The sequence below is a fragment of the Brucella rhizosphaerae genome, from assembly GCF_002252475.1.
Taxonomy (GTDB): Bacteria; Pseudomonadota; Alphaproteobacteria; order Rhizobiales; family Rhizobiaceae; genus Brucella; species Brucella rhizosphaerae.
In genome coordinates this window covers 70986-96970 of record NZ_NNRK01000029.1, presented here as the reverse complement: position 1 = coordinate 96970, position 25985 = coordinate 70986, and the positions used below count along the sequence as shown (strand labels likewise).

Sequence of the window (25985 nt, the reverse complement as noted above, 5' to 3'; positions counted from 1 at the left end):
AACCAATCAGTCCTTAGATACCGTTGAAATTGCGCTAAAAGGATGAGAAATCGTGGAGCAGGCAACGAGCGGAAAACGCAAAGGCGGACGCAAAGCGCTTTGGGCAGCTGTAGCAGTCATCGCCATCGCCGCAGCAGGTGCGGTCGGATACAAGATTACCCTCGAGAAGACAATCAACGCTCAGCTTGAAAGACGTGGCGGCAAGGCGGCTTCCGCTTCTGCTGACTTTTTCGGTCGCATTCATCTGACGGATGTTGTTCTTCCGCTCAAAGATGGCACCGATATGCGCATTGCTTCAGTTGAGGGGCGCCCGAAGATTTTGTTCCTCAATGGCATGCTTGATGCCAAGGGTATCAATACCGAGGTCGCGCAGTTCAGGATTTCTGTGCCAAGTGTTCGCATCGACGACGCGAACTTTGATATTCAGATGCTTCGCGATACGTTTGGCAATGGCGAGCTGAGCCTTGCAGAGCGTGTGGGTCGTGTTTCGGCCAAGCGCATGTCTGTACCGGAAATCAACATTGTTCAGATGTTGAATGGAAAAGAACAGAAGACATCCTACAAGGATGTGGTTCTGGAAGACGTCGTTCATGGCCATGTCGCCCGCTATTCCTCTGGCGGGGCAACCTTCGATATCGACCTTTCGTTGCCTGACGAAAATGGCACGATCAACGAAGAGCGTTTGGCGGGCACGATCGGCGTTTCCGAAGGTAAGGATATCGACGGCGTATTCATCGCGCGTCTTTACACTGACAAAGCCGGACCTAACGATACGGAAGCCAAACCGGTTTATGGTCCGTTTTCTGCCAAGAACATTGTTGTAAAGGGCACAAAGACGAGCTTCAGCTACGATGAAGTCAGCAGCAACGGTTTCACAATGCGTTTGCCAGCTGAACCATTTACAGAAACGCTTCAGAAGCTTGAAACTGTCAAGAATCTCGATGACCTTCCGCCGGAAGAACGTAAAGAGTTCTTCATGCGCCTGATCGGCATCTTCGATACGATCGGCAAGGGCGATATCGAAATGACCGGCATGAAGATTAAGCCGGGCGAAGGTAAGGAAGGTGAAGGCAGCATCGACAAAATGATGATGGCCTTCGACAACAAGAAGCTCGACATGTCGATGAATGGCTTCTCGGTTGGCAACGGCACAGACTATATGAAGCTGGAAGAGTTCTCACTCAAGGGCTTTAACTGGGCGCCTTCAGCAGATGCCGTGACAAAGTTCGCCGGTCTGAGTGAAGAGGAAATGGAAAATTTCCCGTTCACGACGATGCTGCCTGAATTTGGCACATTGGTTATCAAGGGTGTTGATGCCGATCTTCCGGGTGATAGCCACGCCAATGACGACGTCGATGTTGAAGAAGATCAGGACGGCACAGCAACGCCACCAGCGTCCGGCCTGCCGGAACGTATCAAGTTCAGCATGAAAAGCTATGAGCTTGCGCTGAATAAGCCGTTTAACGGTATTCCGACTGATATTCGCGTTGCTTATGAAGATATGTCGCTGCCTCTTCCTGCAAACAGCAGTGAAGAAATGTATCAGCAGCTGCGTAAGCTCGGTTATGATCGCGTGACGATTTCGTCCAATCTGGAAGCAAACTGGGATGAAGCAAGCCAGAGCCTGATCATCAAGGATCTTTCGCTCAGCGGTAAGGATATGGGCAAGGTTTCCATGTCTGGTCTGATGGGTGGTTTCACCAAGGAGTTCTTCTCGGGTGACAAGGTGATGGCACAGGTTGCGCTTCTCGGTCTCAAGGCTCGCGAAGTGAAGCTTAAGATCGAAGAGCAGGGCATGATCGCCAAGGGCCTTCAGTTCTATGCCGAAGAAAATGACATGACGGTGGATGAAGCGCGTAGCACGCTGACGTTGATTGCCAGTGCAGTTCTGCAGGAACTTGCCGCTGACCAGCCAAAGCTTCAGGATGCGATTACCGCATTCTCCACTTTCCTTGCAAAGCCGAATGTTTTTGAACTGACGGTGAAGTCGAAATCCGACAGAGGTATTGGTGCGCTGGAAATGGTTGCTGCATCGCAGGATCCGCTATCGCTGCTCGAAAAGGTTGATATCGAGGCGAAGGCTGAGTAAGGGCTTTTTCCCGTCGATTGATCAATAAGAAACGCCGGCTGAATTCAGCCGGCGTTTGCATTTCTCGGCCGCTCTGAAGCCTTGAATCGACGCATTGTGCTTTCTAAAAATCGATATCGATTTATGGGACGATGCGATAGGGTGAGGGAATTAAAACTCCATCATTCGGAATTCATCCAATGCTTAAAAACATAAATCCATTGCTCACCGGATCACTTCTCGAAGTGCTTGCGGATATGGGCCATGGCGACGATCTGGTTATTGTTGACGCTAATTATCCTGCACAGGCTTCTGGCGTGCAGGTTCTGGACTTTCCGGGCGTCAGCGCGACTGATGTTGCAGAAGCTGTGCTCTCACTGCTGCCGCTCGACGACTTTGTCGATAAGCCAGTGGCTGTGATGGAAGCGCCGAATGAAACGCCTGCGATTTTTGGTGAGTTTGAAGCCATCATCGAGAAGGCTGAAGGACGCAAGATCGCCGTCGATGCGATTGAACGCTTTGCATTCTATGATCGCGCGACTGCTGCCTATGCAGTCATCCGCTCCGGCGAAAAGCGCCTTTATGGCAATATCATTTTCAAGAAGGGCGTTATTCGCTCCTGAACTGAAATAGAAAAGGCCCCGGAAACCCCGGGGCCTTTTGTTTTATACGGAGATTACTGCTGTGGCTTAGGCTTGTGATGTTCCATCATGCCTTTGCCGTGATGTTGCTGACCTCTCGGGCCATTGTGATTGAACTTTTTCGATGCGCGTAGTTCGTGGCGGTCGAGTTTGCCATCGTCGTTGCGGTCGAGAGCTGCAAATTCCTTCTGGCGCTGCTTCTCAATCGCTTCCAGCGTTATTTTACCGTCGCCCTTGACGTCGAGGCGACGTTCCATGCGGTCGGCGGCACGGCTCACAATGCGCTTGAGCGCAAGTGCTTCGATTTCTTCACGAGAGAGCACACCGTCGCCATTGGTATCGGCGGCTTTCAATTCTTCCATACGAGAAAACTTCTCAAGATCAATCGGGCCACGCTTGCCTTTGGCTCCATCATTTTGCGTAATGGAAGTATCCGTCGCCGACTTGTCTGTATTATCGCTCGAGTTATCCTGAGCAAACGCAGGGGCTGAAAGCAATGCCGATGCGATTACGGCAATATACAATGTCTTCGATTTCATAGTGCTTTGACTCCATCACTCTATACAAGGGCGCCATTGATTGGCGTGTGAGTAATGTCGGCCATATTAGGTGAACCTGATATGAACAAGCCAATTAATAATTCGTAATGTTATGATGGCTTCTTTGCGAGGTATCTTTCTCTGAACATGGAGAAGAGACCTGCTGCCACAACGATGCTTGCGCCTGCGATGACGTTCCAGGTCAGTTGTTCATGGAACACGAGGACGGCAATGAAAGCGCCGATGACGAGCTGTAAGTATGTGAGGGGCTGTACTTCACCCGCTTCGAGAATGTCATAGGCCCGAATGAGGCAGTAATGGCTTGCAATGCCGCAGGCGCAGAGGGCTGCCATCCACGGCCAATCGTGAGGGGCAATCGGTTCCAGATGAAACAGGCCAACCGCTGTAAGAACAACCGCACCGCCAATGCCCGTATAGAAGAAACTGGTCATCGCACTGTCGTATTTGCTGACAGCACGTGTCGCGATTACGTAAATTGCAAACATTGTTGTTGCCGTTAGCGGGAACAACAGGTTCCAGTCGAAATGGACATGCGTCGGGTCAATGATGAGCAGAACGCCAAACAGTCCAACGACAATGGCCGTCCATCGACGCCAGCCCACCTGCTCGCCCAGGAAGGGCACAGAGAGCATCGTGACGAGCAGAGGTCCTACCTGAAAGATTGACTGTGCCATGGCCATACCGACCCTGCTCAGGCCGAATACGAAGACAACAATTTCCGCGGCGAGCAGCACTCCGCGAAAAATCTGTAACAGAGGGCGCTTGGTTGCAGCTGCACGAGCAATGCCCCCGGATCTGGTGGCAAGCAGAATCACAAACACGGCAAAAGCCCAGTACCGCACCATCGTGATAAATATCGGTGAGTAATGCGATCCGAGATATTTCGAGATGCCGTCCTGCGCAGCGAAAATGGCGACGGCAACAAGCGTAAATGTGTAACCAAGGCTTTTGGGGGTCATGAGGCACTCATAATCCCACAGCAACAGTTTCGCCATGTTTAATTATGCGTGGCCGTCGCTATTTATGCTCGATATTTCCAGGGAGTGAAAAGCACATTCAAAGCCCGCGAAAGGGCAGAGGCCTTATCGTCCGGCCATCGGGTAATCAGCGGTAACTCTTTGTAAGAAGAGGAGAAAATGGTGGGTGATGTAGGGATCGAACCTACGACCCGCTGATTAAGAGTCAGCTGCTCTACCAACTGAGCTAATCACCCACTCGCTTCTCCGAGGCAGCGGCCCCGGTGAGGTGAGCGGTTCTATAAAGGCCGCTTTTCTGTCTGTCTAGCCTTCAATCGAAAAAAACCGAAAAAAAGTGGAGTGCTTTTCAAAAAGCCCGGGAATGCGAGGTTTTCTCAAAATGCCTTTTGCACGCATTTCGTGTATAAGTAACGACTAATCGTTTTAATTGCTGAGAAATGAATATTCGAAAGGAATCAAATCACGCATGATTCTGTTTTTGAATCATTTTTTCGGCTCGATGTTGTAACCGGCCTTGTAAATTTCCATATTTGCAAAGCTCGTTCGGGCATGTCCATGCCGCGCAATTGAGGGGACTGGCATTATTCGTCTGGGCTAAATCATTTGCGCTGCAAATGTCGCAGTCATGTCATCAATTTTTGATGCTTGTCTGAGATGGTTGGGCATATAAAAGACTTGATAAGCAAGTATGATTTTTGCCATTGAGTAAAAATGCTGCAAGCGTTTGCGATGCGCAGGCAGGCGAGGGGTTCATGCACCGGATTGTCCTCGTTTTAGAAAACCCGAAGCTGCTTTGCGGCTTCATAATCCGGTTAGCGGCATTTTGAGGACGGAATGGAAAGCATAATTAGCGATCTCGGGCAGTTCATTTCCGATCATCGGACATGGGCGGGTCCTATCGTGGGCATTATAGCCTTCGGCGAGTCTCTCGCTATTATCGGAATGTTCATTCCAGCCACGCCGATCATGCTTGCGATTGGTGGTCTGGTCGGTGCCGGGATCGTTGAGCCTTGGCCAATCATCATCGGCGCGATAATCGGTGCTGTTATCGGCGATATCGTTTCTTATTTAATCGGCTGGTGGCTCGGTCGTAGCATTATCCATAAGTGGCCGCTGAACAAGTACCGCAGCGGTGTGGCGCGTGCGCGCCTGCTGTTCAGACGGTATGGTTTTTCCGCGGTATTCCTTGGGCGTTTCTTCGGACCAGTACGTTGTACCGTGCCTATGGTCGCGGGCATGATGTCGATGGATCAGAAGCGTTTCCAGACAGCCAACATCCTGTCGGCCATGGTTTGGGCGCCTGTCATGTTCCTGCCAGGCTGGCTTGCTGGTCGCGGCTGGCTTGCGGGTCGCGATTCCGGTGCTTTTGCGAAAATGAATGGCGACCACATGTTCTGGTTCGTCATTGGCATTACGGTTGTGACGATCGTCGTAACAGTGATCGGCGTGCGCTTCTTCAAGGGCCGTCCGCGGCGCGAGCGTAAGCGCGGCGTGCATGTTTCACCGGCTGAATAACATATGTTCTTGCGCACAAGCCGTGCGTCTGCATAATGCAGCGATCACATGTTCATATGACAATATGGCATTCAGGAGCAGGCAAAGGGCCTGCTTCGTGTCTCTTTAAAAGGTTCATCGCGCTTTATGCCCGACGACAGTTCTGACGATTCGTCTTCACGAAGTCCCGCTCCCTGTACGGGAGCATCAGACTTAACAGGCTTTGAGCTTTCTCACGCCGTTTGCAGTTTCTTCTGGTCGATCCGTGTTTCAGCGGCTCGGGAAGGAAACGCATGCGGCGTTTTTTCTGTTTCCTCTTTCTTGTGATTTAGAACACCGATCTGCGGAAATCAGATCGGTGTTCTGATCGTTTGTTTTAACGCGCATCTTGTCCGAAAACTGCTTCACACTTTTCGGGATGCGCTCTTACAGGAGCCGACACATCATGGATTGGTCCATGGACTGGATTGCCGACCCCAATGCCTGGATAGGTCTCGTGACCCTGGTGGTGCTGGAAATTGTTCTCGGCATCGACAATCTCGTCTTTATCGCAATTCTGGCCGATAAACTCCCGCCCCATCAGCGTAATCGTGCGCGCATAATTGGCCTGTCGCTGGCCTTGCTGATGCGCCTTGCGCTGCTCGCATCCATTTCGTGGATCGTGACATTGCGCGAGCCATTGGTTACCGTGATGGAGCTTTCGTTCTCCGGCCGCGATATCATCATGCTGGTCGGTGGTCTGTTCTTGCTTGCCAAGGGCACGATGGAACTGCATGAGCGTCTTGAAGGCGCACATGGGCCCAAGAATACCCGTGTTGCACATGCAATTTTCTGGCAGGTGATCGTTCAGATCGTGGTGCTTGATGCTGTCTTCTCGCTCGATAGCGTGATCACGGCTGTCGGCATGGTGCAGCATTTGCCGGTTATGATGATTGCAGTGATTATTGCTATCGCGGTGATGATGTTGGCTTCTCGTCCGCTCATGGACTTTGTCAACAAGCACCCGACGGTGGTTATCCTCTGCCTTGGCTTCCTGATGATGATCGGTTTCAGTTTGATCGTTGAAGGTTTCGGCTTCCATATTCCAAAGGGCTATCTCTACGCGGCTATCGGCTTCTCAGTGCTGATTGAGGCTGCGAACCAGATGGCGCGCAAGAATCGTGAGAAACTGGTCACCACCAACGATCTGCGTGAAAGAACCGCTGGTGCTGTGTTGCGTCTGCTGGGTGGCCATCGTGGCGATAATCCCCTGTCGGATACGGTTGATGTAATTGCTCAGCAAACCGCAGCCAGCGATGTCTTCCTGCCGGAAGAAAAAGAGATGATACGCGGCGTTCTCGATCTTGCAGATCGTCCTGTGCGCTCGATCATGTCGCCGCGAAACGAAATCGAATGGCTTGATCTTGATGAAGATGAAGCGGAACTTCATCTGGCGATCCGCAAACTTTCACATTCGCGCGTAATCATTGCCCGTCGTCAGGTCGATGAGTTTGTCGGTGTTGCTTCAGTGAAGGATTTGCTGCTCGATATGAGCGATAAAAAGCCAATTGACTGGGACAGCATCGTCAAGCAGCCGCTGGTCATACATGAAAACGCCAATGTGTTGCGGGTCATGGAACAGCTTCGTGTTTCGCCTGTACAGCTGGCTGTTGTCGTCGATGAGCACGGCTCGTTCGAGGGTATTGTAACGCCTACTGATGTTCTTGAAGCAATCGCTGGTGAATTTCCTGATGAAGACGAAGAAGCCGCTGTTGCGGAATCGGATGGACAGGGTGGCTATCTTGTTGATGGCTTCACCGATATTCGCCGTCTGAGCAGCATCCTTCAGCGGGATCTCGTTGATGATGGTGATCGCTACACGACCCTTGCAGGTTACATTCTCTGGCATTTGGGGCATCTGCCTCTGGGCGGAGAAAGCTTTGTGGCGGATGGGTTCGCATTCACAATCGAGGCCATGAGTGGCCGGCATGTCGAGAAGGTGCGGATTAAACCCGTTTACGATTACGAGGTGTAATCTGGAATAATTTTGCGGGCATCTGCAGAGATGCTCGCAAAATATTTCACCCTGTTAACTCCTATAAAATAAGTCGGATATTGACTTTATCGTAGAAGCCTTCAAAATTAACCCATCGTTCATTGTTGCGGCGAAAGCACGGCACTGAAGTGGCGATCGTGAAACGGGCGCGAACAGGAGGCTCTTATGAACCGCAAACTGCAACTGCTGGCGCGAGGCTTAAAAGATGCCGTATTGCGCATGACAGCTCATCTCGAGCAGCCTTGGCGGGGAATGAAGCTGAACGCCGAAGAAATAGCTGAGCGGCGTCGTAGCCGTCTTGAGCGCGGTGAACAGAGTTTTCTGTGGTGCTGGCAGCATCGTGGTTTCTGGTAGACGACAAAATTTGAAAAAAGTTTCGAAAGCCGGGAGCATTTGTTCCCGGCTTTCTTGTTTTTATTTCCTTGAACGGCGGTTCAGTGGAAAATTTTTCTCATGCTCATTTTGTAATTAGGCGCACGTTCCAAGAATGATTGCGAAAGTAGTTTATATATTTAAATCAATGATTTAGATTGATTCTTGCTGCTCTCACTGTAGATTTGTTTCCTATAGCACAGGCCCAAAAATCGGAATCGGTTTTTGGAAGCTTGATGCACAGATTCAATAGTTTAGAGCGTCCTTTGTGGGTCCAAGAGGGTGCCCGGCGCTCTGACTGAAGTCGATTTATGGGCGCTTTGCGCAAGCAAAGTGAGAAGGGTGCAATCTATGAAGAAAATTATTCTATACGCGGCTGTGGCGCTTGGCCTGGGCGCGGCTCCTGTTCATGCTGATGAGCCAAAGGAAATTCTCAACGTTTCGTATGATATCGCGCGTGAGTTGTATGAGCAGGTCAACAAAGCATTCGTTGCTGACTGGAAGACGAAGACGGGTGAAGATCTCACAGTCAATCAGTCCCATGCTGGTTCATCTAAGCAGGCCCGCTCTATTCTGGAAGGCCTTGAAGCTGATGTCGTGACCTTCAATCAGGTGACTGACGTTCAGGTTCTGCATGACAAAGGTAACCTGATCCCTGCCGATTGGCAGCAGCGTTTGCCGAATAATTCCTCGCCTTACTATTCATTCCCTGCTTTCCTTGTCCGTGAAGGCAATCCGAAGGGGATCAAGAACTGGGATGACCTTGCACGCGAAGATGTAAAGGTCGTTTTCCCGAACCCTAAGACTTCTGGTAATGCACGCTATACCTATCTGGCAGCGACTGCGTATGCCAATGAAGCGTTCAAAGGCGACCAGGAAAAGGTTCGTGAGTTTATCGGTAAGATCTTCAAGAACGTGCCGGTGTTTGATACCGGTGGTCGTGGTGCAACGACTACCTTTGCCGAACGCGGCATTGGCGATGTACTCGTAACCTTCGAAGCCGAGACACGTGGCACCGAGAAGGTTCTGGGCGAAGACAAATATGATGTTGTTGTGCCCGAAGTCAGCCTGCTGGCTGAGTTCCCTGTAACGGTGGTGGATAAGGTCGTGGACAAGCGTGGTTCGCGCAAGATCGCGGAAGCTTATCTCAATTACCTTTACGCACCGGAAGGTCAGGAAATTCTCGCGCAGAACTTCAATCGCGTACACGACAAGGACGTGATCGCCAGGCACAAGGATATTTATCCGGATGTGCGTCTGGTAACAGTCGAAGATGCTTTCGGCGGTTGGGAAAAAGTGCAGAAAGATCACTTTGCCGAAGGCGGTGTGCTTGATCAGCTGTTCACAGCTAAGTAAACAGGACTATCTGGCGAGAGCATCCAGCTCTCGCCTTTCTTTTGGAAAAATCCAGTGTCGCTTCTGAGCATGAAACGCAATTCGGTGCTGCCGGGGTTCGGACTGACCCTTGGCTGTACTTTGCTTTATCTGGCTATCATTGTAGCCCTGCCGCTTCTGGCAATGATCTTGAAAACTGCGAGCCTTGGCTGGAGTGATTTCTGGAGGATCGTCACATCGGATCGCGCACTGGCAACTTACCGCATAACGTTAAGCGCTGCTGCTGTTGCCACTATTCTCAATGGACTGTTTGGCTTGTTGCTGGCCTGGGTGCTGTCACGTTATCAGTTTCCGGGTAAGCGATTGATTGATGCGGCAGTTGATCTGCCGTTCGCGCTGCCAACTGCCATTGCCGGTTTGGCACTGGTGACGTTGTTTGCGCCAAATGGTTGGTTTGGTCGCTATTTGGAGCCACTTGGTATCAAGGTTGCCTATGCGCCGCTCGGTATCATGATTGCCATGTTCTTCACCAGCATCCCCTTTGTCATCCGGACGGTACAGCCGGTGCTTGAAGACATGAGTGCGGATGTGGAAGAGGCCGCACGCAGTTTGGGTGCAAGTCCATGGCAGGTTTTCTCGCACATTATCTGGCCAACGATTTTTCCGGCTTTTCTCGCTGGTGCGTCGCTGTCATTTGCGCGCAGCCTCGGCGAATTTGGATCGATTGTTTTCATCTCCGGTAATTTGCCCTTTGAAACGGAAGTGACGTCGCTACTCGTTTTCATTCGGCTGGACGAATATGATTATCCGGCCGCAGCCGCTTTGGCCTCCGTCATGTTGCTGATGGCGTTCTTTATGCTACTCGTGACCAATCTTATTCAGGCAAGGCAGCTTCGTTATGCAGAGCGCTAGTGCGAGCCAACAGGCGCGCAATGCGCCCGGACCTATGCGCAACCTGCTGATCTGGCTGGCGACCATTCTGTCGATCATTTGTATCGGCGCACCGCTGGCGCTTATTTTTTCTTATGCCTTCAGCAAGGGCGTTGGCGTCTTTTTCGGCGAGATCCTCAAGCCTGATACGCTGCATGCCATCTGGCTGACCATTCTTACTGCGATTGTCGTCGTGCCGATCAACATGGCATTCGGTATTTGCGTTGCGTGGCTCGTCACGAAGTTTCGCTTCCCGGGCCGAAGACTGTTGATTACCTTCGTGGAAATCCCGTTCTCGGTTTCACCGATTGTTGCTGGTGTGACCTATCTCTTCCTCTATGGTTCGCAAGGCCTGCTCGGGCCGTTACTCGAATCTTATGATGTGAAGGTGATGTTCACGGTTCCGGCGATCTTTCTGGTGAGCCTGTTTGTGACATCGCCTTTTGTGGCGCGTGAGCTGATCCCGCTGATGGAAGTGCAGGGCAGTGATGAGGAAGAGGCAGCCCTTACGCTCGGTGCCAACGCGTGGCAGACATTTTTCTACGTCACTTTGCCCAACATTAAGTGGGCGTTGCTTTATGGCGCTGTGCTTTGCAATGCGCGCGTCATGGGCGAATTTGGTGCCGTGTCGGTCGTATCTGGTGCTATTCGCGGCAAAACCAATACGCTGCCGTTGCAGGTCGAACTTCTGTTCAATGATTATAATGTTGCCGGCGCTTTTGCGGCTGCTTCAACACTGGCTGGTATTGCGCTTCTAACGCTCGTTCTGAAGATCTGGCTCGAACGAAAGCAGCATAGCTAAAAAGAAACCGCCCGTTCTTGTAAAGTAACGGGCGGTTTGCGGTCACGCTGCTTGGGAGAGCGTGTGTGCGATCGGTTCGCGGTGCAGCGAAGAGGCTAAGATCGAGCCTTCCGGCCAGCTGCTGAAGCCGCTTTCAATATTGATGTGCCCGGCATGGCCGACATCGACAAAACCTGAACCCCAGACATTTGCGAGTGCTTCCGCCTTGGCGAAGCTCATATAATTGTCATTGCGGCTTGCAACGACAATGGATGGGAAAGTCAGTTCATGACGCGGTAAAGGAGCGAAACTGCTAAAACGTCTATCCTTGCGGGCCATGGTCTCGACGTCTGCAGGAGCGACCAGAAGAGCACCCGCAACATGCGCTGCCGCAGGGCGGCTTGCGAGATGTGATACAAGAATACAGCCAAGACTATGAGCTACCAGAACCGCGCCGGGATTTTCGGCGAGCTTGGCTTCGAGCGCGTGCATCCAGTCGGATAGCACCGGATAGTGCCAGTCATCTTGTTCGACGAGCACTGCTGACGGATCGTCATGCAACCATTGGCGCTGCCAGTGGCCTGCTTCCGATCCCTTATAACCGGGGATGATCAATGTCGCAGGCATGCGTTAGTTCCTCTTGGAAAGGCCTTGGGAGAAGGCTATTTGTGCTGTGCATTGGGAGGTTATGCGAAGCAATTTCCAAGATAGGGACTGTTTGATGCCAGTTTAAGGAAAATTAATTCAAATTGAGGCGGGTAAGTGAAAATTATACCCGCCTTTCAGGTGCTACTTCTTTTGCTTGTCGTTCCAGCGAAGAACGAATTGCGACTTCTCGAAAACCAGAACCACGATCAGCGATATGGCGAATGGTATCAGAAGGTAAAGCAAGCGGAAGACGATGAGAGCTGCCAGAACATCGGCCTGATTCATATCCGGCAATCCTGTGAGGAACACCAGTTCGAGAACGCCCAGTCCGCCGGGTGCGTGGGATATGAGGGCTGCCGAGAATGAGACCAGAAAGATGCCGAGGATGATCAGGAAGCCGGGGTTTCCTGCTTCTGGAAGCGCAAAATAAATGATGCCAGCAGCGCCGATCAATTCGAGCGGAGCCACGATGAGCTGTTGTGTCACCACCGGCAGACGCGGATACTCCAGACGAAACTTTCCGATCTGCAATGGGCGAAGCTGCAGCCAGCTGCCAAAGACATAGAGCAGAACGAAAGCAAGCATAATCAATGCGATGACTATGGAGACTGTCGGGGTCAGGTCTTCATTGAAGCGCATCAGGATATGCGGCTCCAGCAGTAGAACGATGCTGGATGTAATGATGACACCGAGCACGAAGGTGAATGAGCAGAATGCGATCAGTACCGCAATTTCACTGCCAGGCATGCCCTGCGAGGAATAGGCGCGGTAACGCACAACAGCGCCCGAGACAACCGATGCACCGATATTGTGCGACAAAGCGTAGGTGGTGAAAGAGCAAAGTGCGATGAAGAGCCAGGATATTTTGCGGCGCAGATGAAGAAGCGCGATGCGGTCGTAACCTGCAAGTGAGCTATAAGCGAGAAGTGCGGCTGCGCTCGCGAGCAACCAATGATGGGCGCGGATCGCATAAAGGCTATCCAGAACGTCATCAAGAGATATGCTGCGCAATTCCCGATAAAGAAGCCATGCTGAAATAGCGACTGCGCAGATGCCTATTACTGGCCAGATATAATCCTTGAATTTCATTAACTGGCCACCGCACATTCAATTCGCATGTTTTCCCCTTTGCTCATCTGTCTTTCCGATCCTTCAGGTTGCTTTGGGTTCCATCCCATTCATTGCAACCGGTGGTTCGGACGGTGCGTGAGGTGCCTGAACGCTCTCGCTCCGCTTTCCATTTATAATAGCTCTCTCCATGGCCCCAGCGATTTCCGCTTCGCCAAGAATGACTGAGTCTGCACCAAGATCGTGCAGATATTGTGCTTCAGCTGGCGAACAGGCACGCACAATAATGCGCAAATCCGGGTTCGCCGCGCGGGCAAGTGATGTTGCACGACCTGCTTCAAATGCATTTGGAATGGCAATCACGAGATTGATTGCCTCCTCAGGATTCGCCGCCTTCCATATTTCAGCATCTGACGCATTTCCCGCAATAGCTTCAATGCCAATTTCTTTCAATCTGAAATAAATCTTGGGCGAATCTTCGATCACGAGAAAAGGCATGTGCTTTTCCTGAAGGCTTGCCGCCACACGCTTGCCGATTTGCCCATAGCCAACGACGATTGTGTGACGTTTGAGAGCAGTCAGCGGCAGAGGTTCGGGTTCCGATACATCCACATTCGCTTCACCAGAGTCAGCGGCCGTTATGTCGTTGCCCATTCTTTTCTCAATCCATGGTCGCATCCGCTCGGCAACGATGAACATGACCGGATTGAGGAAGATGGAGAGAATTGCCCCGGCGAGAATCAAATCACGACCTTCGGGGGGCAGCAGATTGAGGCTGACACCGAGGCCTGCCAGAATGAACGAGAATTCGCCGATCTGTGCAAGGCTTGCCGAAATTGTCAGAGCAGTTCCAACTGGTCGCTTGAAAAGGCGGACGATAAAAAACGCGGCAACCGATTTGCCGATCAGAATAATGGCGAGAGTTGCAATCAGGGGCAGGGGATCACGGATGAGGCTCATCGGATCAAACAGCATGCCAACGGAAATAAAGAACAGCACTGCGAAAGCGTCCCGCAGCGGCAGAGATTCTTCCGCTGCCCGATGACTGAGTTCGGACTCGCTCATCACCATGCCTGCGAAAAACGCACCCAGTGCAAAAGAAACGCCAAACAGATGGGCTGCGCCAAAAGCAACACCGAGCGCAATGGCGAGAACACCCAACCTGAAAAGTTCACGCGAGCCGGTCTGAACAATGACATTCAGCAACCAGGGGATCACCTTGCGCCCCACGACCAGCATAAGCGCCACGAAAACGGCAACCTTCGCGATGGTGAAAAGAATAATGCCACCGATACCAAGACCGAGCCATTCAGCAATAGGATCACTTGCTGCGACATGGTCGGTCTGGCCTCCAATGCTTGCCAGCGCAGGCAGAAGAACCAGCGCCATGACCATTGCAAGGTCTTCGACAATAAGCCAGCCAACAGCGATGCGTCCTCGTTCCGTATCGATGAGACGAAGATCCTGCATCGCGCGCAAAAGGACCACGGTGCTCGCTGTTGAGAGAGCGAGGCCAAAAACAAGACCAGCTTTCACGTCCCAGCCAAGTGCCAGACCAAGGGCGGTGCCCAATGCCGCGGCGGTTGCGATCTGCGCCAGCGCGCCGGGTACCGCAATGGCTTTCACAGAGAGAAGGTCTTTGAGCGAGAAGTGAAGTCCGACGCCGAACATCAGCAGGATAACGCCAATTTCGGCAAGCTGCGGAATGAGGTCCTGATCGGCCACAAAACCGGGTGTATGCGGGCCAGCAATGACACCGGCGAGCAGATAGCCGACGAGGGGAGATATCTTGAGACGGGTGGCGATGGTGCCGAAAATAAAGGCCAGGCATAACCCAATGACGATTGTCGCAATCAAAGGCGTGTCATGGGGCATAGGGATGCCTTCCCGTTCTCAGTCTTGTAAAATTTTCAGGGAGAGCCGGGCATGGTCGAAACCATGCCCGGCAAAGGGATTATTTCTGCGCTGCAGCGTTGTCTTCAAGAGCCTGATGGGCCTGCTGGCGGTGCTGCCACCAGTTACCCAGCAGAAGCAGGATCGGTGCTGCAATGAAGATCGACGAAGAGGTCGCAATAAAGATACCGAACAACATCGGCACGGCAAAATTGTGAACCGCACTGCCGCCCCATATAGCCATTGGAAGCATACACAGGAATGTTGTCATGGAGGTATAGATACAGCGTACGAGCACCTGATTGATACTCAGATCGACAATCTCGCGCAGTGGCTTCGATTTATAAAGGCGCATGTTTTCACGCATGCGGTCATAAACCACGACCTTATCGTTTACGGAGTAACCGATAGCCGTCAGAAGGGCTGCGATGGCTGTGAGGTTGAAATCGAGCTGGAATAGCGCGAAGAACCCGACCATCTTTGTGGTGTCAAGGATAAGCGTGATAATCGCGCCCATCGCAAAGAACCACTCGAAACGCCACCAGAGATAGATAAGCATACCGAGTGCGGACAGGATGACGGCGATGAAGCCGGAGCGAGCGAGCTCGCCGGAAACCTTCGGTCCGACAACCTCGGTGCGTTCGATTTTCACACCAGAATCGAGTTCCGTCACGGCTTCGCGCATTTTGTTGACGGCAACCGTCTGCGCTTCCTCACCACCATCCTGACGCTGAATACGGATCAGAACGTTATTCGGGCTACCAGCAGACTGAAGTGCAACTTCACCCAATCCCAACGCGCCAAGTTTCTCACGCAGCTGCGCCAGATTGGCTGGTTGTGATGTAACGATTTCCGCCTGAATACCGCCCTTGAAGTCGATGCCGTAATTCAGGCCCGGCTTGAAGAACAGGCCGATCGACAGGATCGACAGAACGATTGAGACGCCGATACCGATAAAGCGTGCATTCATGAAGCTGATATTCGTCTTTTCAGGAACGAATTTCAGGAATGGCTCGATAATAAGTACTTTCAGCTTACGCTTGCGAACGTACCAGGCCATTGCCATGCGCACCAGCGTCACGTCCGTGAACATGGAAATCGCGATACCGAGCATCATGGTAATTGCGAAACCACGTACTGGACCCGTACCGAATGTAAACAGCAGCAATGTGGAGATCAGGGATGTGACATTCGCATCCACGATGGTCGAAAAGGCGCTATGAAAGCCTTTATCGAGTGCAGCCATTGCACCCAGACCTTTTCGCGTTTCTTCACGAATACGTTCGTTGATGAGAATATTCGCATCAACCGCAATACCGATACCCAGAATGATACCGGCGATACCGGGCAATGTGAGCGTCGCTCCAATGAGGCTCAACGCGGAGAAGGTCAAAAGGGTGTGGAGCAGAAGCGCTACGTTGGCAATCGTCCCCCAGACACCATAAAGGAGCTGGATGAATACGGCCACGAGAACAAAGCCGATGATGCCTGTAACGAGACCCATCTTGATGGCGTCGCCACCCAGATCCGGACCGACTGTGCGTTCTTCGATAACTGTGAGCGGAGCTGGCAGGGCGCCAGCGCGCAGAAGCGCCGAAAGAACAACACTATCCTGAACCGTAAAACTGCCGCTGATCTGGCCGTTGCCACCCGTAATCGGTTCGCGAATAACCGGGGCGCTCAGCACCTTGCCATCGAGCACGATTGCAAAAGGGCGGTTGACGTTCTTGGTCGTGATATCAGCAAACTGACGTGCACCAAGACTGTCGAAACGGAATGACACGATTGGTTCGTTGGTGCGCTGATCGAAGCCGGCGCGCGCATCAGTCAGGCGTTCACCGGAGAGGGCGATCTGATCTTCAATCGGGTATTTGATATTCGGATCTTTGGAATCCGGCAGAATGCTGACCCCGGGAGGCGGCGCATCATTTGGATTTGCGTCCGCTACCATATGGAAGCTCATCTTCGCGGTGCTTCCGAGAAGCTGACGAAGTTGTGCAGGGTCCTGAAGACCGGGAAGCTGAACGACGATACGGTCGGAACCGACACGCTGGATCGATGGTTCGGCAACGCCGACCTGATCCACACGCTGGCGAATGATTTCAAGGCTCTGCTGAAGGGCTGAGTCCAGACGATAGTTGAAGCCAGCTTCCGTCAGCGTCAAACGAATCTGATTGTCAGTGGAGGTGACATCGATATCGTTGATTGCTGTGCCAAAGCCGCTCGTATTGACCTGCGAAATCAAAGTACGCAGTGCAACTTCAGCCTGTGTACGCTGAACCGAGTCCGGGATGCTCACGATGACAGCATCGCCTACAGCGCGGATGGATTGCGGCTGAATGCGCTCGGTACGCAATTTGCTGCGAGCGTCATCAAGCAAGGAGCGAAGGCGATCTTTCTTGAGAGTAGCTGCATCCACTTCGAGAACGAGATAGGAGCCACCACGCAGATCAAGGCCAAGCGTTACCTGTCGTTTCGGGAACCACGACGGCATCGCTTCGAGTTGCTGTTGTGTGAAGAAATTGGGCAAGGCGATAATGATACCGATCAGAACGATCAGTCCATAAAGCACAGCGACCCATTTAGAAGTACGCATGAGTTGAAATTCCGGATATTGAGCGCTTAGAATTTCGTATTAAATACAAAAGCTTAAGGCGCATTTCTTCGTAAGTGATTCAGGATTGGTCAGTGCCAATCTCAAGGATGGCTTTCAGGCGCTTAATGGTGGCGCGCGAACCGAAGCATAAGTGCTTCGCGAAAGTCTCAAAAACTTGGCAGCGTTTACAGCTTCGACAGGTTTTGCTTCGAAGAACGCCAGTTCATTTGGCAGAGCCGAAAGGCCTGTGCCGTTTCCGTCAGGATACGTGGCCTTGATTTTCGCTGCAATTGCCTCGGCCAGCACAGCACGCATTGGCTGCGATGCAGGCGTTGATTGCTGACGAGCAGGTATTGCAGGCGCATCTGCGACTTGCTGCGCGGCCATATTTTTGGGTGTGTTGCGGAAGGCTTCGTTGCCGAGTGCTGAAAGGTCCACCGCAAACATAAAGGCTGCAAACGACAGGACGCACGTCACAAACAGCATGAGGCCATGCTGGTGACGACGATCAGTGTCCTGATCTCTGTTTTTAATGCCTTTAATCAAAACGCTCGGACTTTCCTCTACAGTCTTTCCGCAGAAATTAGCCAGTGCCAGAGCGGTTTTCCTAACGGTCTAACCTGCTCTAGTTATTCGATTTTATGCAAAGCCCGATTGGAAAAGTTCGTCATCTTCTCGGTACTTAGCGTTGACACCTACAGCATCGATTCACAAATTGGAATCTATTTCTGTCGCGTTCAGCATGTCGTTTTAAATGGAGGCTTGTGGTACAGAGCGAATTCGCACCTGAGTATGGGCCAAACTCACCAACAGAAACATTCGTTCGACTACAAAACAGATTTGGATTTTCAGGCCGATGTTGTAGGGCTAGTGGATTGAATTTGACGTTTGAATCTTGGCCGACGCTCGTGCTGTTTCAAATATCAAATTCAAAAAATCCACTCGTTGAATGTGATTGCTAGCCGTCTCTTGATTCCGATATTTGCTTTCCCGGATGACAGGCGTCGAGCAAATATCGGAACCTGAACACTAGATTCCGCTTTAAAGCGCTTTATGTTGAAACAGTGATTGTGAAATTGGCAGAGTTCAAATTGGCATATTTATCGACGTTCCGCGCCGTTGCATTTGCAATGACCACTTTTGCTGTGTCGCTTGGCGCGCTGGATAATTCGTTTGCCCAGGATAACAAGCCGCAACAGGCGCAGCCTGCCGCCGCACAAACAGCTCCAGCAAAACCAGCGGAAACTGCGGTTCCGTCCGCTCTTGCAACTCCGGCGGAGAGTGTGCCTGTATCCAGCGTGGTGCAGCAGCAAAAGCCGATCATCAACGATCTCAAGCAGCAAACCAAAACTATCAATGATCAGTTGCAGAAGTCGGCAACCAGTGATGAAACGCTTGCCAACCTCAAGCTGCAGCTTGATGGCCTTTCCAAGAAGCTTCTCGATGCAGGCGTGGCGTTTCGTCCGCGTCTGACGGAAATCAATACGCGTCTTGAGCAACTTGGTGCAGCCCCTTCCGGCGATCAACCGGCAGAGCCTCCCATCGTTGCGGAAGAACGTGCGCGATTGGCGGCTGAAAAGGCCGAAATCAACGCAGTGATTGGCGAAACGGAAGATGCATCGCTTTCAGTCAATCAAATGTCGGCAAAAATCGGCAATATGCGGCGTGATTTGTTCGCCCAGACCCTGTCGCAACGCGTCAGCCTTGATCTGACGCTTGGGTCGGAAGTGACATCGGCTGCAAATGACCAGATGATTTCACTCTGGAGTATCGTGAAATCATGGTGGCGTTTCGTTTCCACGTTTAAATTGAATTCGTTTCTGGCTGCCGCATTTTTTGCCTTCGTTGCAGCGCTCGTCATCCAGCTCGGTGCACGCCGTGTGCTTGGTTCCCTTTATGAGCGTGATCCGACAATTGAAGCACCGTCCTATCTTAGCCGCCTGTCAGTGGCCTTCTGGTCTACCGCGATCCCATCGGGTGCCGTTGGCGTTTTTCTTGCCACTACATATTTCTTTCTGAATTATTTCAATGTTTTGAGACCTGATATAGCAGCACTTTTACAGTCGCTCTTTATCGTTCTCGGCATTGTTTTCTTTATCAGCAGGCTCGCATTTGCCTGTATCAGTCCTTACACACCAGCATGGCGACTGGTGCCTGTTGCGCCCCGTCCGGGCAGGGTTCTTGTCTGGCTCATTACAGGTATGGCTTTGATCAACGGGCTCGACTCGTTCTTCGGAAAAGTCAATCAGATCCTTTCCTCACCACTTTCGCTGACGATGGCGAAAAGCCTGCTTTCAACGGTCGTAATTGGCATTTTTATACTGATCATCGCGTTGTTGAAGCCTATCGAGAGAAATGGTGAAGAGGGCGTTCGTCCCTGGCCTAAAGCATTCAAGATTTTCCTGATAATTCTGGGTCTTCTGCCGATCGTTGCGGCGGGTTTCGGTTTCATTGGTCTTGCCCGCTTTGCTGCACAGCAAATCGTTGTGACCGGAGCCTTCCTTGTTACGATGTATCTCGGCTTTCTGACGGGACGAGCAATTTCGGAAGAACAGGCTTTCGCTTCCAGCCCGATCGGGCGGGTAATGCGTGACCGGTTTCATTTTGATGAAGCAACGCTCGACCAGATCGGGCTGGCGGTCGGTATTCTGATCAACTTTGTCGTTGCATTGGTCGGCATACCGCTGGTGCTGATGCAGTTCGGTTTTCAGTGGTCGGAGCTGAAAAGCACATTCTACAATCTGATGACGGGCTTCCAGATCGGCAGTATTTCCATTTCGCTGATGGGAATTTTCACGGGGATCGCGCTTTTCGTTCTTGTGTATCTGATGACGCGCTGGTTCCAGAATTGGCTTGATAACAGCGTTATGGCGCGCGGGCGGGTTGATTCCGGTGTGCGCAATTCGATCCGTACTGTGATTGGTTATGTCGGATTGGTTCTTGCCGCACTTGTTGCGGTGTCCGCGGCAGGCTTCAATCTTTCAAGCCTTGCACTCATTGCAGGTGGTCTGTCACTTGGTATCGGTTTTGGTCTTCAGAATATCGTCCAGAACTTCGTATCTGGCCTTATCCTGCTGGCTGAACGGCCGTTCAAGGTTGGAGACTGGGTTGAAGCGGGAACCGTCAGCGGTATTGTCAAGAAGATCAGTGTTCGTGCGACCGAAGTCGAGACGTTCCAGAAGCAGTCAATCGTGGTTCCGAACTCCACGCTTATTAACGGCAATGTCGGTAACTGGACGCTTCGCAACAAACTTGGCCGCATCGATATCAATGTTCAGGCAGCGTACACAGATGAGCCGCGTCGTGTTCATACGCTGCTGCTTGAAATCATCCGCAGTCATCCATCGATCCTGAAGAACCCCGAGCCGTTCGTAGCGTTTCAGAGCATGACTGACTCGCTGATGATCTTTGATGTCTACGCGCATGTCGCAGATATTACATCGACCGGTGGTATCAAAAACGAGTTGCGATTCCAGATTGTGGAGCGGTTCCACGCGGAAGGCATTCAGCTGGCTTCATCTTCCACGGACCTTGTGCTTGGTGTGCCTGAAATCGAGAAGCTTTCCGAACTCGTGAACAAGGATGCGCCACGCGCTGCGAAAATGCAGAAGGAAAAGCCGGCAGAGCCTGAAAAGGCCGAAAAGCCGGAACACGACGACAAGGTCTGAACAAACGGAAGCAATTTATGAACGTGTCGTTCAGTTGCAGTTCAGTTTTGAAGCCTTATAAATGATGATGAAGAGGGCAGGCGGACTGTCTCGGAGTAATGGGGTCGAATACTCGGCCCGAATATTCGGATTGTAGCGGGAGCGGCGGAAACGCTGAAACGATATGAACAGAACTCAGGTCAATTATGCTGGCAAGGTCGCGATCGGTGCGATGCTCGCGATTTCATTCTCCATACCGAGCCTTTATGCAGCGACAGTTGCCAATAATGATAGCTCAGCGCAGACTATCGTCGTCACAGAAGGCGCGTCCAAGCGTGAAATGCTGGTTGCTCCGGGTGAGACGGTTGATTTTTGCAGTAGCGGTTGTTTTGTAACATTCCCGAACGGTGATCGTGAGGCGCTGAAGGGCGACGAAACAATTACGATTTCCGGCGGTAAGGCGACCATTCAGTAAGCAGACCGTTTGAAACTGAAAAAGCCGGGGTATTGCCCCGGCTTTTTGTTGGCTTTTGTTATCAGCTGCGAGGCTTGAGATTTTCGGGGTCGTAAAGCGGCTTGTAGCCAATCGATACAACCTCGACAGGATAGGTCTCGCCGAAATATTCGACGTTCAGCTGGCGACCTTCCTGACAATAGGACCAGGGCAGATAGGCAAGCGCAATGTTCTTGCCGATGGTCGGGCCGTAGGCGATGGATGAGGTGAACGAACGGCGGCCGAGTTCATCGACCAGTGTTTCACCGGTTTCAGGGTCCATGACCGGCAAGATGCCAACCGGATAGCGAGCGACGCCTTTGGAATCGACGTTCTCGCTCATAACCAGTGTGCAAAGCATGGCGGGCTGGTGCTCGCGAGCCTTATATTCAAGATGTTTCGCCTTGCCACAGAAATCAGCTTCCTTGACTTTTGGGCGGGCGAGGTCTGCTTCGAGCAGATTATACTCGGTCAGCAGATCAGCATTCTGAAGACGAAGGCTTTTTTCCATACGCCGTGTATTGGCATAGGTCTCGACGCCGACGGCGATTGCGCCAGTGGAGCGTAGCGCATCCCAGACGGCGAGGCCGTCTTCATAGCGCATGTGCAATTCCCAACCCTGTTCGCCGACATAGGAAATGCGGAAAGCGGTTACATCTTTACCTGCTATACGGAGTGGCTTGATCGCTGCAAACGGGAAGTTTTCAAGATCGAGGCCTGCCGGGTTCTCCACGACTTTCTTGAGGTTATCACGTGCATTGGGTCCCCATATGCCGATGGTGACGTATTTTTCCGTTACATCGGTAATGTTGACGTCAAAGCCCTTATCCTCGGCTACGCGGCGCATGTAATGGAAATCGCGCGGACCAGCATCGGCACCGTTAATCATGCGGATGCGGTCAGCCATGCGGATTGCGGTGAAATCGGCGCGCACCATGCCCTCATCATCGAGGAAGTGCGTGTAGATACCTTTGCCGATATTTGCATCGCTGCCAATCTTGGCAGCACATAGCCATTCCATCAGCTCAACATGATCGGGGCCTTCAATATCGTACATGGCGAAGTGCGAGAGATTGATGATGCCGCAATCCTCGCTCAGTGCGAGATGTTCGGCATTGGAGACGCGCCAGAAATGGCGGTTGTCCCACTCGTTTTCGCGCACCGGAATACGGGCGCCATATTTTTCCAGCAGGTGCTCGTTAGCGGCATAACCGTGTGCACGCTCCCAGCCGCCCAATTCCATGAAGTGGCCGCCAAGCTCCTTCTCGCGTTCGTAAAACGGCGAACGGCGAATGTTACGACCCTTTGAAAAAGGCTCACGCGGGTGGACCGCCGGATTATAGACCTTCATCGCGGTTTCCGTGCAGCGATCCCAGATGAACTGTTCGGTCATCTGATGTGGATAGAAGCGGGAATAATCGATGGCGTGGTGATCAATTGCCGTGCGGCCATCGGTCATCCAGTCGGCAATGAGCTTGCCCATGCCGGGGCCATCTTTGACCCAGATTGCGACGGCATACCAGAGGCCGCGCACCTTCTGACTTTCGCCCATGGATGGGCCGCCGTCGGTTGTGACCTGAAGGAAGCCATTGAAAGAGTGGCTTTCATTGTAACCCAGTTCGCCAAGGATAGGCGTCAGCTCGATTGCGCGCTCCAGCGGTTCGATAACCTGTTCCATGTCGAGATCACGCTGCGACGGCGACAGGCGCGCCTCGTGCTTTTCCAGAAGATCGCGCGGATGGCAGAGGCGGGGATTGGTTTCCTCATAGTAGCCCCATTCGATCTGGCCGCCTTCAGCAGTCTTCGGATCTCCGGTGTCGCGCATATAGGCTGAGTTGCCCTGATCACGCAGAAGCGGCCAGCCAATTTCTTTGCCAGTTCCGGCAAATTCATTATAGGGACCGAAGAATGTCAGTGGATGGTCAATTGGCATGACCGGGAGGTCTTCACCAACCATTTCAGCGATAAGGCGTCCCCATAGACCGGCGCAAATGACGACATAATCGGCTTCAATCGTACCACGATGCGTGACCACCCCCTTGATGCGACCGTTTTCAATAACGAGCGACTGCGCGGAGGTATTGGCAAAGCTTTTCAGTTTACCGGCAGCTTCGGCCTGATCAATCAACTTGCCGGCAACAGTCTGCGAGCGGGGAATGACAAGTCCCGCATCCGGGTCCCACAAGCCACCCTGAACCAGACTTTCTTCAATAAGCGGAAATTTTTCTTTGACCTCGGAAGGCTCCATCAGGCGCGCGCGCGTGCCAAATGCCTTGCCGGATGCCACCTTGCGCTTCAGCTCTTCCATGCGGGAATCGTCGCCGACGCGGGCGACTTCGATCCCGCCAACACGGGCGTAATGGCCCATCTTCTCATAGAAATCGATGGAATAAAGCGTGGTCCAGCAAGACAGAAAGTCATGGCTGGTCGCATAGCAGAAGTCGGATGCGTGTGCTGTCGAGCCGATATCGGTTGGAATACCGGATTTATCGATGCCGACAATATCGTCCCAACCCCGTTCGATAAGGTGATGGACGACCGATGCGCCGACGATGCCTCCAAGCCCGATGATTACGACTTTCGCTTTCTTAGGAAACTCTGCCATTTTATGCGATCCCATTTGTATTTGACGGAATCATAGTGGTTGGCTGGGGTCAACAATTGTCATTCTACGACATAATAACGGCGTGAGGCGACCGAAGCTTGCTGGATATTAAATGGCGCTGCGATCAGGAAAATCTGACCATCAGATAAGTTGACGATTTGATTCAAAGGTTGTGGTTATCTATATGTTTTCAAAAGAAAAGCCACACCTTGAAAGGTGCGGCTCCTATGGATTGGCTTGGGATCAGGCGGCGATGAGCATTTTACGCTCGGCCCGCTCTTGTTGCGGCGAGCGCCCGTAAAGTTCGCGATAGCACTTGGAAAAATGCGACGCGGAAACGAAGCCACATGCGACGGCGACTTCGACGACTGGCATCGACGATTGCAATAGCAGATGCCGCGCTCGGTCGAGGCGTATTTCGAGATAGTATCGTGCGGGCGACCGGCCCATCTCCTGTCGGAACAGACGCTCGACCTGACGGCGTGACAATCCAATATTATGGGCCACATTGATGAGAGCTTCTGGTTCTGAAAGATTGGCTTCCATCATTTCGATGATGGTGAGAATTTTAGAATTTTGAATGCCGAGACGCGCACGCAGCGGCAGACGCTGGCGATCATGCGGATTGCGGACACGGTCAGTGAGTGCTTGTTCGCAAATGCGATTGACGAGATTGTCATCGAAATCGTCGCCTATAAGTTTCAGCATCATATCGAGAGATGCTGTTCCACCTGCGCAAGTGTAGATGTTGCTGTCGACCTCGAATAGATCCGCATAGACTTCTGCTTTCGGAAAAGCTTCTGAAAAGCCGGGCAGATTTTCCCAGTGAATGGCGCAGCGTTTTCCTGAAAGAAGGCCGGATGCTGCAAGAATATGTGCGCCTGTACAAAGACCGCCCACCGCGACCCCGCGGTTATATTCCTCGCGCAACCACGCAAAGACCGACTTGTTGCGGAATTCTTCGACGTAGACGCCGGAGCAGACAAACACCATGGATGGGCGCTGTTCGCGCTGAAGAAAACGACGCTCGTCTTCCAGTGATGCATTGACCGCGCATTCCACGCCATTGGATGCCGTTACCGGTTTGCCGTCGGTTGATGTCAGTCGCCAGCGATAAGCCTCAAAACCAAGCATTCGATTGGCAATGCGCAGCGGTTCGATCGCTGTCGCGAATGCGATCATCGAGAAGTCAGGTACAAGAAAAAAAACAATAGACCGCTTAACCGATGAAGCTTGATTCATAGCCTGATCGTTCCCATTCTCGAAAGCCTTTGCTGCGGTTCCCGACGCAGTTCAGACTTTGTGCCTCCGTCATGACATTGGGACCAAAATCAGGCCCAGTCACCCGGTCGTTTTTTGACCGGTTATTCTGTCGCTCCAGCCCGGATTTATAGGGGATAGGCTATGACGCAAACAGGATAGACATATTGAGACATAGAACTTTCAGATTGCATAGTGCGGCTAAATGCCTGCCGTAAATTGGCAGCTGAATGTCGCTAAATTGAGGGCAGGGCTTATCCTGCCCTCAATTGCATTTTTGCATTCCCATCAGGAAGGCTTTCTGGGTATGCCTGGGAGGCGGTCATCAACGTTTGGCCAGCCGATATCGTGCAGGATATGTTCCGGCAATGCCTCCAGCACGCGGCGACTGCGCGTGACGCGGCGCTGATAAATCCAGCTGGCATACCATTGCATGACGAGGGTGCGAGCCTGTTCCAGTCGGCTTATGACCACCGGCAGACTTGATGCACTGCTTTTCTGCATCATTTCACATTGAATGCTCATTTTTGTTCTCCTGATCAAAAAGAGAGATCGAATGGTTTTTGCAGTCAGAGTGATCTC

The 25985-nt window shown here is 52.1% G+C and carries 20 protein-coding genes and 1 tRNA gene; 10 read left to right on the top strand and 11 right to left on the bottom strand.

All coding sequences use genetic code 11. From position 1 onward, the window contains the following. The first annotated feature begins 52 nt into the window (after nt 1-52). Nucleotides 53-2089: a hypothetical protein gene (locus CEV32_RS13200; RefSeq protein WP_094577582.1), complete on the top strand. Its 2037-nt coding sequence runs from the start codon at nt 53-55 to the stop codon at nt 2087-2089. A 179-nt stretch (nt 2090-2268) separates the two neighbouring features. After that, on the top strand, nt 2269-2691 hold the full coding sequence (locus CEV32_RS13195) for an RbsD/FucU family protein (RefSeq protein ID WP_094577581.1): 423 nt from the start codon (nt 2269-2271) through the stop codon (nt 2689-2691). Between the two features lie 53 nt (nt 2692-2744). On the opposite strand, the gene CEV32_RS13190 is transcribed toward CEV32_RS13195, so the two are convergent. The 3 genes from CEV32_RS13190 to CEV32_RS13180 all read right to left on the bottom strand — a co-directional run bounded on the left by CEV32_RS13190 (nt 2745) and on the right by CEV32_RS13180 (nt 4482). Further along, nucleotides 2745-3248, bottom strand: a complete 504-nt coding sequence (locus CEV32_RS13190) for an EF-hand domain-containing protein (RefSeq protein ID WP_094577580.1) — start codon at nt 3246-3248, stop codon at nt 2745-2747. Between the two features lie 110 nt (nt 3249-3358). Beyond that, a complete protein-coding gene (locus CEV32_RS13185; protein WP_094577866.1) occupies nt 3359-4228 on the bottom strand; it encodes a DMT family transporter in 870 nt (289 codons plus the stop codon). Between the two features lie 178 nt (nt 4229-4406). After that, nucleotides 4407-4482, bottom strand: a tRNA-Lys gene (locus CEV32_RS13180). A gap of 598 nt (nt 4483-5080) precedes the next feature. Here CEV32_RS13180 and CEV32_RS13170 point away from each other — a divergent pair. From CEV32_RS13170 to cysW, 6 genes are all read left to right on the top strand, one after another. Beyond that, nucleotides 5081-5761, top strand: a complete 681-nt coding sequence (locus CEV32_RS13170) for a DedA family protein (RefSeq protein WP_094577579.1) — start codon at nt 5081-5083, stop codon at nt 5759-5761. A gap of 424 nt (nt 5762-6185) precedes the next feature. After that, nucleotides 6186-7754, top strand: coding sequence for a TerC family protein (locus tag CEV32_RS13165; protein WP_094577578.1), 1569 nt, complete (start codon nt 6186-6188; stop codon nt 7752-7754). A 186-nt stretch (nt 7755-7940) separates the two neighbouring features. Next, complete coding sequence (locus CEV32_RS13160) at nt 7941-8129, top strand: hypothetical protein (RefSeq protein ID WP_094577577.1); 189 nt, start codon at nt 7941-7943, stop codon at nt 8127-8129. A gap of 369 nt (nt 8130-8498) precedes the next feature. Further along, complete coding sequence (gene cysP, locus CEV32_RS13155; RefSeq protein ID WP_094577576.1) at nt 8499-9503, top strand: thiosulfate ABC transporter substrate-binding protein CysP; 1005 nt, start codon at nt 8499-8501, stop codon at nt 9501-9503. Nucleotides 9504-9572: 69 nt separating this feature from the next. After that, nucleotides 9573-10394, top strand: a complete 822-nt coding sequence (cysT, locus tag CEV32_RS13150; protein ID WP_094577865.1) for a sulfate ABC transporter permease subunit CysT — start codon at nt 9573-9575, stop codon at nt 10392-10394. Further along, nucleotides 10381-11214, top strand: a complete 834-nt coding sequence (gene cysW / locus CEV32_RS13145) for a sulfate ABC transporter permease subunit CysW (protein ID WP_094577575.1) — start codon at nt 10381-10383, stop codon at nt 11212-11214. The genes cysT and cysW overlap by 14 nt, the downstream gene beginning before the upstream one ends. 42 nt (nt 11215-11256) lie before the next feature. Here the strand turns inward: cysW and CEV32_RS13140 are convergent, their stop codons facing one another. The 5 genes from CEV32_RS13140 to CEV32_RS13120 all read right to left on the bottom strand — a co-directional run bounded on the left by CEV32_RS13140 (nt 11257) and on the right by CEV32_RS13120 (nt 17884). Next, nucleotides 11257-11820 (bottom strand): alpha/beta hydrolase, encoded by a 564-nt coding sequence (locus tag CEV32_RS13140; protein WP_094577574.1) that lies wholly within the window; start codon nt 11818-11820, stop codon nt 11257-11259. A 162-nt stretch (nt 11821-11982) separates the two neighbouring features. Then, nucleotides 11983-12930, bottom strand: a complete 948-nt coding sequence (locus tag CEV32_RS13135; protein ID WP_094577573.1) for a lysylphosphatidylglycerol synthase domain-containing protein — start codon at nt 12928-12930, stop codon at nt 11983-11985. A 63-nt stretch (nt 12931-12993) separates the two neighbouring features. Then, complete coding sequence (gene ybaL / locus CEV32_RS13130) at nt 12994-14784, bottom strand: YbaL family putative K(+) efflux transporter (protein WP_094577572.1); 1791 nt, start codon at nt 14782-14784, stop codon at nt 12994-12996. A 79-nt stretch (nt 14785-14863) separates the two neighbouring features. Then, entirely contained in the window at nt 14864-17398 is a 2535-nt protein-coding gene (gene secD, locus CEV32_RS13125) for a protein translocase subunit SecD (protein ID WP_094577571.1), read from the bottom strand. Nucleotides 17399-17512: 114 nt separating this feature from the next. After that, a complete protein-coding gene (locus CEV32_RS13120; protein ID WP_235818818.1) occupies nt 17513-17884 on the bottom strand; it encodes a hypothetical protein in 372 nt (123 codons plus the stop codon). Between the two features lie 644 nt (nt 17885-18528). Here CEV32_RS13120 and CEV32_RS13110 point away from each other — a divergent pair. Together CEV32_RS13110 and CEV32_RS13105 are read left to right on the top strand one after the other, a co-directional pair. Continuing rightward, the gene (locus tag CEV32_RS13110) at nt 18529-21066 is read left to right on the top strand and encodes a mechanosensitive ion channel domain-containing protein (RefSeq protein ID WP_374882976.1); all 2538 of its coding nucleotides are present in this window, start codon (nt 18529-18531) and stop codon (nt 21064-21066) included. 163 nt (nt 21067-21229) lie between these two features. Continuing rightward, nucleotides 21230-21520 carry a hypothetical protein gene (locus tag CEV32_RS13105; protein ID WP_094577569.1) on the top strand — a complete coding sequence of 97 codons (291 nt, stop codon included), beginning with the start codon at nt 21230-21232 and terminating at the stop codon, nt 21518-21520. A 61-nt stretch (nt 21521-21581) separates the two neighbouring features. Here CEV32_RS13105 and CEV32_RS13100 read toward each other — a convergent pair whose 3' ends face one another. The 3 genes from CEV32_RS13100 to CEV32_RS13090 form a co-directional block, all read right to left on the bottom strand. Further along, nucleotides 21582-24143 (bottom strand): GcvT family protein, encoded by a 2562-nt coding sequence (locus CEV32_RS13100; RefSeq protein WP_094577862.1) that lies wholly within the window; start codon nt 24141-24143, stop codon nt 21582-21584. Nucleotides 24144-24386: 243 nt separating this feature from the next. After that, on the bottom strand, nt 24387-25385 hold the full coding sequence (locus CEV32_RS13095) for a GlxA family transcriptional regulator (RefSeq protein WP_094577568.1): 999 nt from the start codon (nt 25383-25385) through the stop codon (nt 24387-24389). A gap of 306 nt (nt 25386-25691) precedes the next feature. Continuing rightward, the gene (locus CEV32_RS13090) at nt 25692-25928 is read right to left on the bottom strand and encodes a DUF1127 domain-containing protein (RefSeq protein WP_094577567.1); all 237 of its coding nucleotides are present in this window, start codon (nt 25926-25928) and stop codon (nt 25692-25694) included. Nucleotides 25929-25985: the final 57 nt, after the last annotated feature.

Excerpts from the sequence above, each read along its gene's own strand:
- CEV32_RS13195 (WP_094577581.1), top strand. The coding sequence starts at position 2,269 with ATGCTTAAAAACATAAATCCATTGCTCACCGGATCACTTCTCGAAGTG.
- CEV32_RS13190 (WP_094577580.1), bottom strand. The coding sequence starts at position 3,248 with ATGAAATCGAAGACATTGTATATTGCCGTAATCGCATCGGCATTGCTT.
- CEV32_RS13185 (WP_094577866.1), bottom strand. The coding sequence starts at position 4,228 with ATGACCCCCAAAAGCCTTGGTTACACATTTACGCTTGTTGCCGTCGCC.
- CEV32_RS13170 (WP_094577579.1), top strand. The coding sequence starts at position 5,081 with ATGGAAAGCATAATTAGCGATCTCGGGCAGTTCATTTCCGATCATCGG.
- CEV32_RS13165 (WP_094577578.1), top strand. The coding sequence starts at position 6,186 with ATGGATTGGTCCATGGACTGGATTGCCGACCCCAATGCCTGGATAGGT.
- CEV32_RS13160 (WP_094577577.1), top strand. The coding sequence starts at position 7,941 with ATGAACCGCAAACTGCAACTGCTGGCGCGAGGCTTAAAAGATGCCGTA.
- cysP (WP_094577576.1), top strand. The coding sequence starts at position 8,499 with ATGAAGAAAATTATTCTATACGCGGCTGTGGCGCTTGGCCTGGGCGCG.
- cysT (WP_094577865.1), top strand. The coding sequence starts at position 9,573 with ATGAAACGCAATTCGGTGCTGCCGGGGTTCGGACTGACCCTTGGCTGT.
- cysW (WP_094577575.1), top strand. The coding sequence starts at position 10,381 with ATGCAGAGCGCTAGTGCGAGCCAACAGGCGCGCAATGCGCCCGGACCT.
- CEV32_RS13140 (WP_094577574.1), bottom strand. The coding sequence starts at position 11,820 with ATGCCTGCGACATTGATCATCCCCGGTTATAAGGGATCGGAAGCAGGC.
- CEV32_RS13135 (WP_094577573.1), bottom strand. The coding sequence starts at position 12,930 with ATGAAATTCAAGGATTATATCTGGCCAGTAATAGGCATCTGCGCAGTC.
- ybaL (WP_094577572.1), bottom strand. The coding sequence starts at position 14,784 with ATGCCCCATGACACGCCTTTGATTGCGACAATCGTCATTGGGTTATGC.
- secD (WP_094577571.1), bottom strand. The coding sequence starts at position 17,398 with ATGCGTACTTCTAAATGGGTCGCTGTGCTTTATGGACTGATCGTTCTG.
- CEV32_RS13120 (WP_235818818.1), bottom strand. The coding sequence starts at position 17,884 with ATGCTGTTTGTGACGTGCGTCCTGTCGTTTGCAGCCTTTATGTTTGCG.
- CEV32_RS13110 (WP_374882976.1), top strand. The coding sequence starts at position 18,529 with ATGACCACTTTTGCTGTGTCGCTTGGCGCGCTGGATAATTCGTTTGCC.
- CEV32_RS13105 (WP_094577569.1), top strand. The coding sequence starts at position 21,230 with ATGAACAGAACTCAGGTCAATTATGCTGGCAAGGTCGCGATCGGTGCG.
- CEV32_RS13100 (WP_094577862.1), bottom strand. The coding sequence starts at position 24,143 with ATGGCAGAGTTTCCTAAGAAAGCGAAAGTCGTAATCATCGGGCTTGGA.
- CEV32_RS13095 (WP_094577568.1), bottom strand. The coding sequence starts at position 25,385 with ATGAATCAAGCTTCATCGGTTAAGCGGTCTATTGTTTTTTTTCTTGTA.
- CEV32_RS13090 (WP_094577567.1), bottom strand. The coding sequence starts at position 25,928 with ATGAGCATTCAATGTGAAATGATGCAGAAAAGCAGTGCATCAAGTCTG.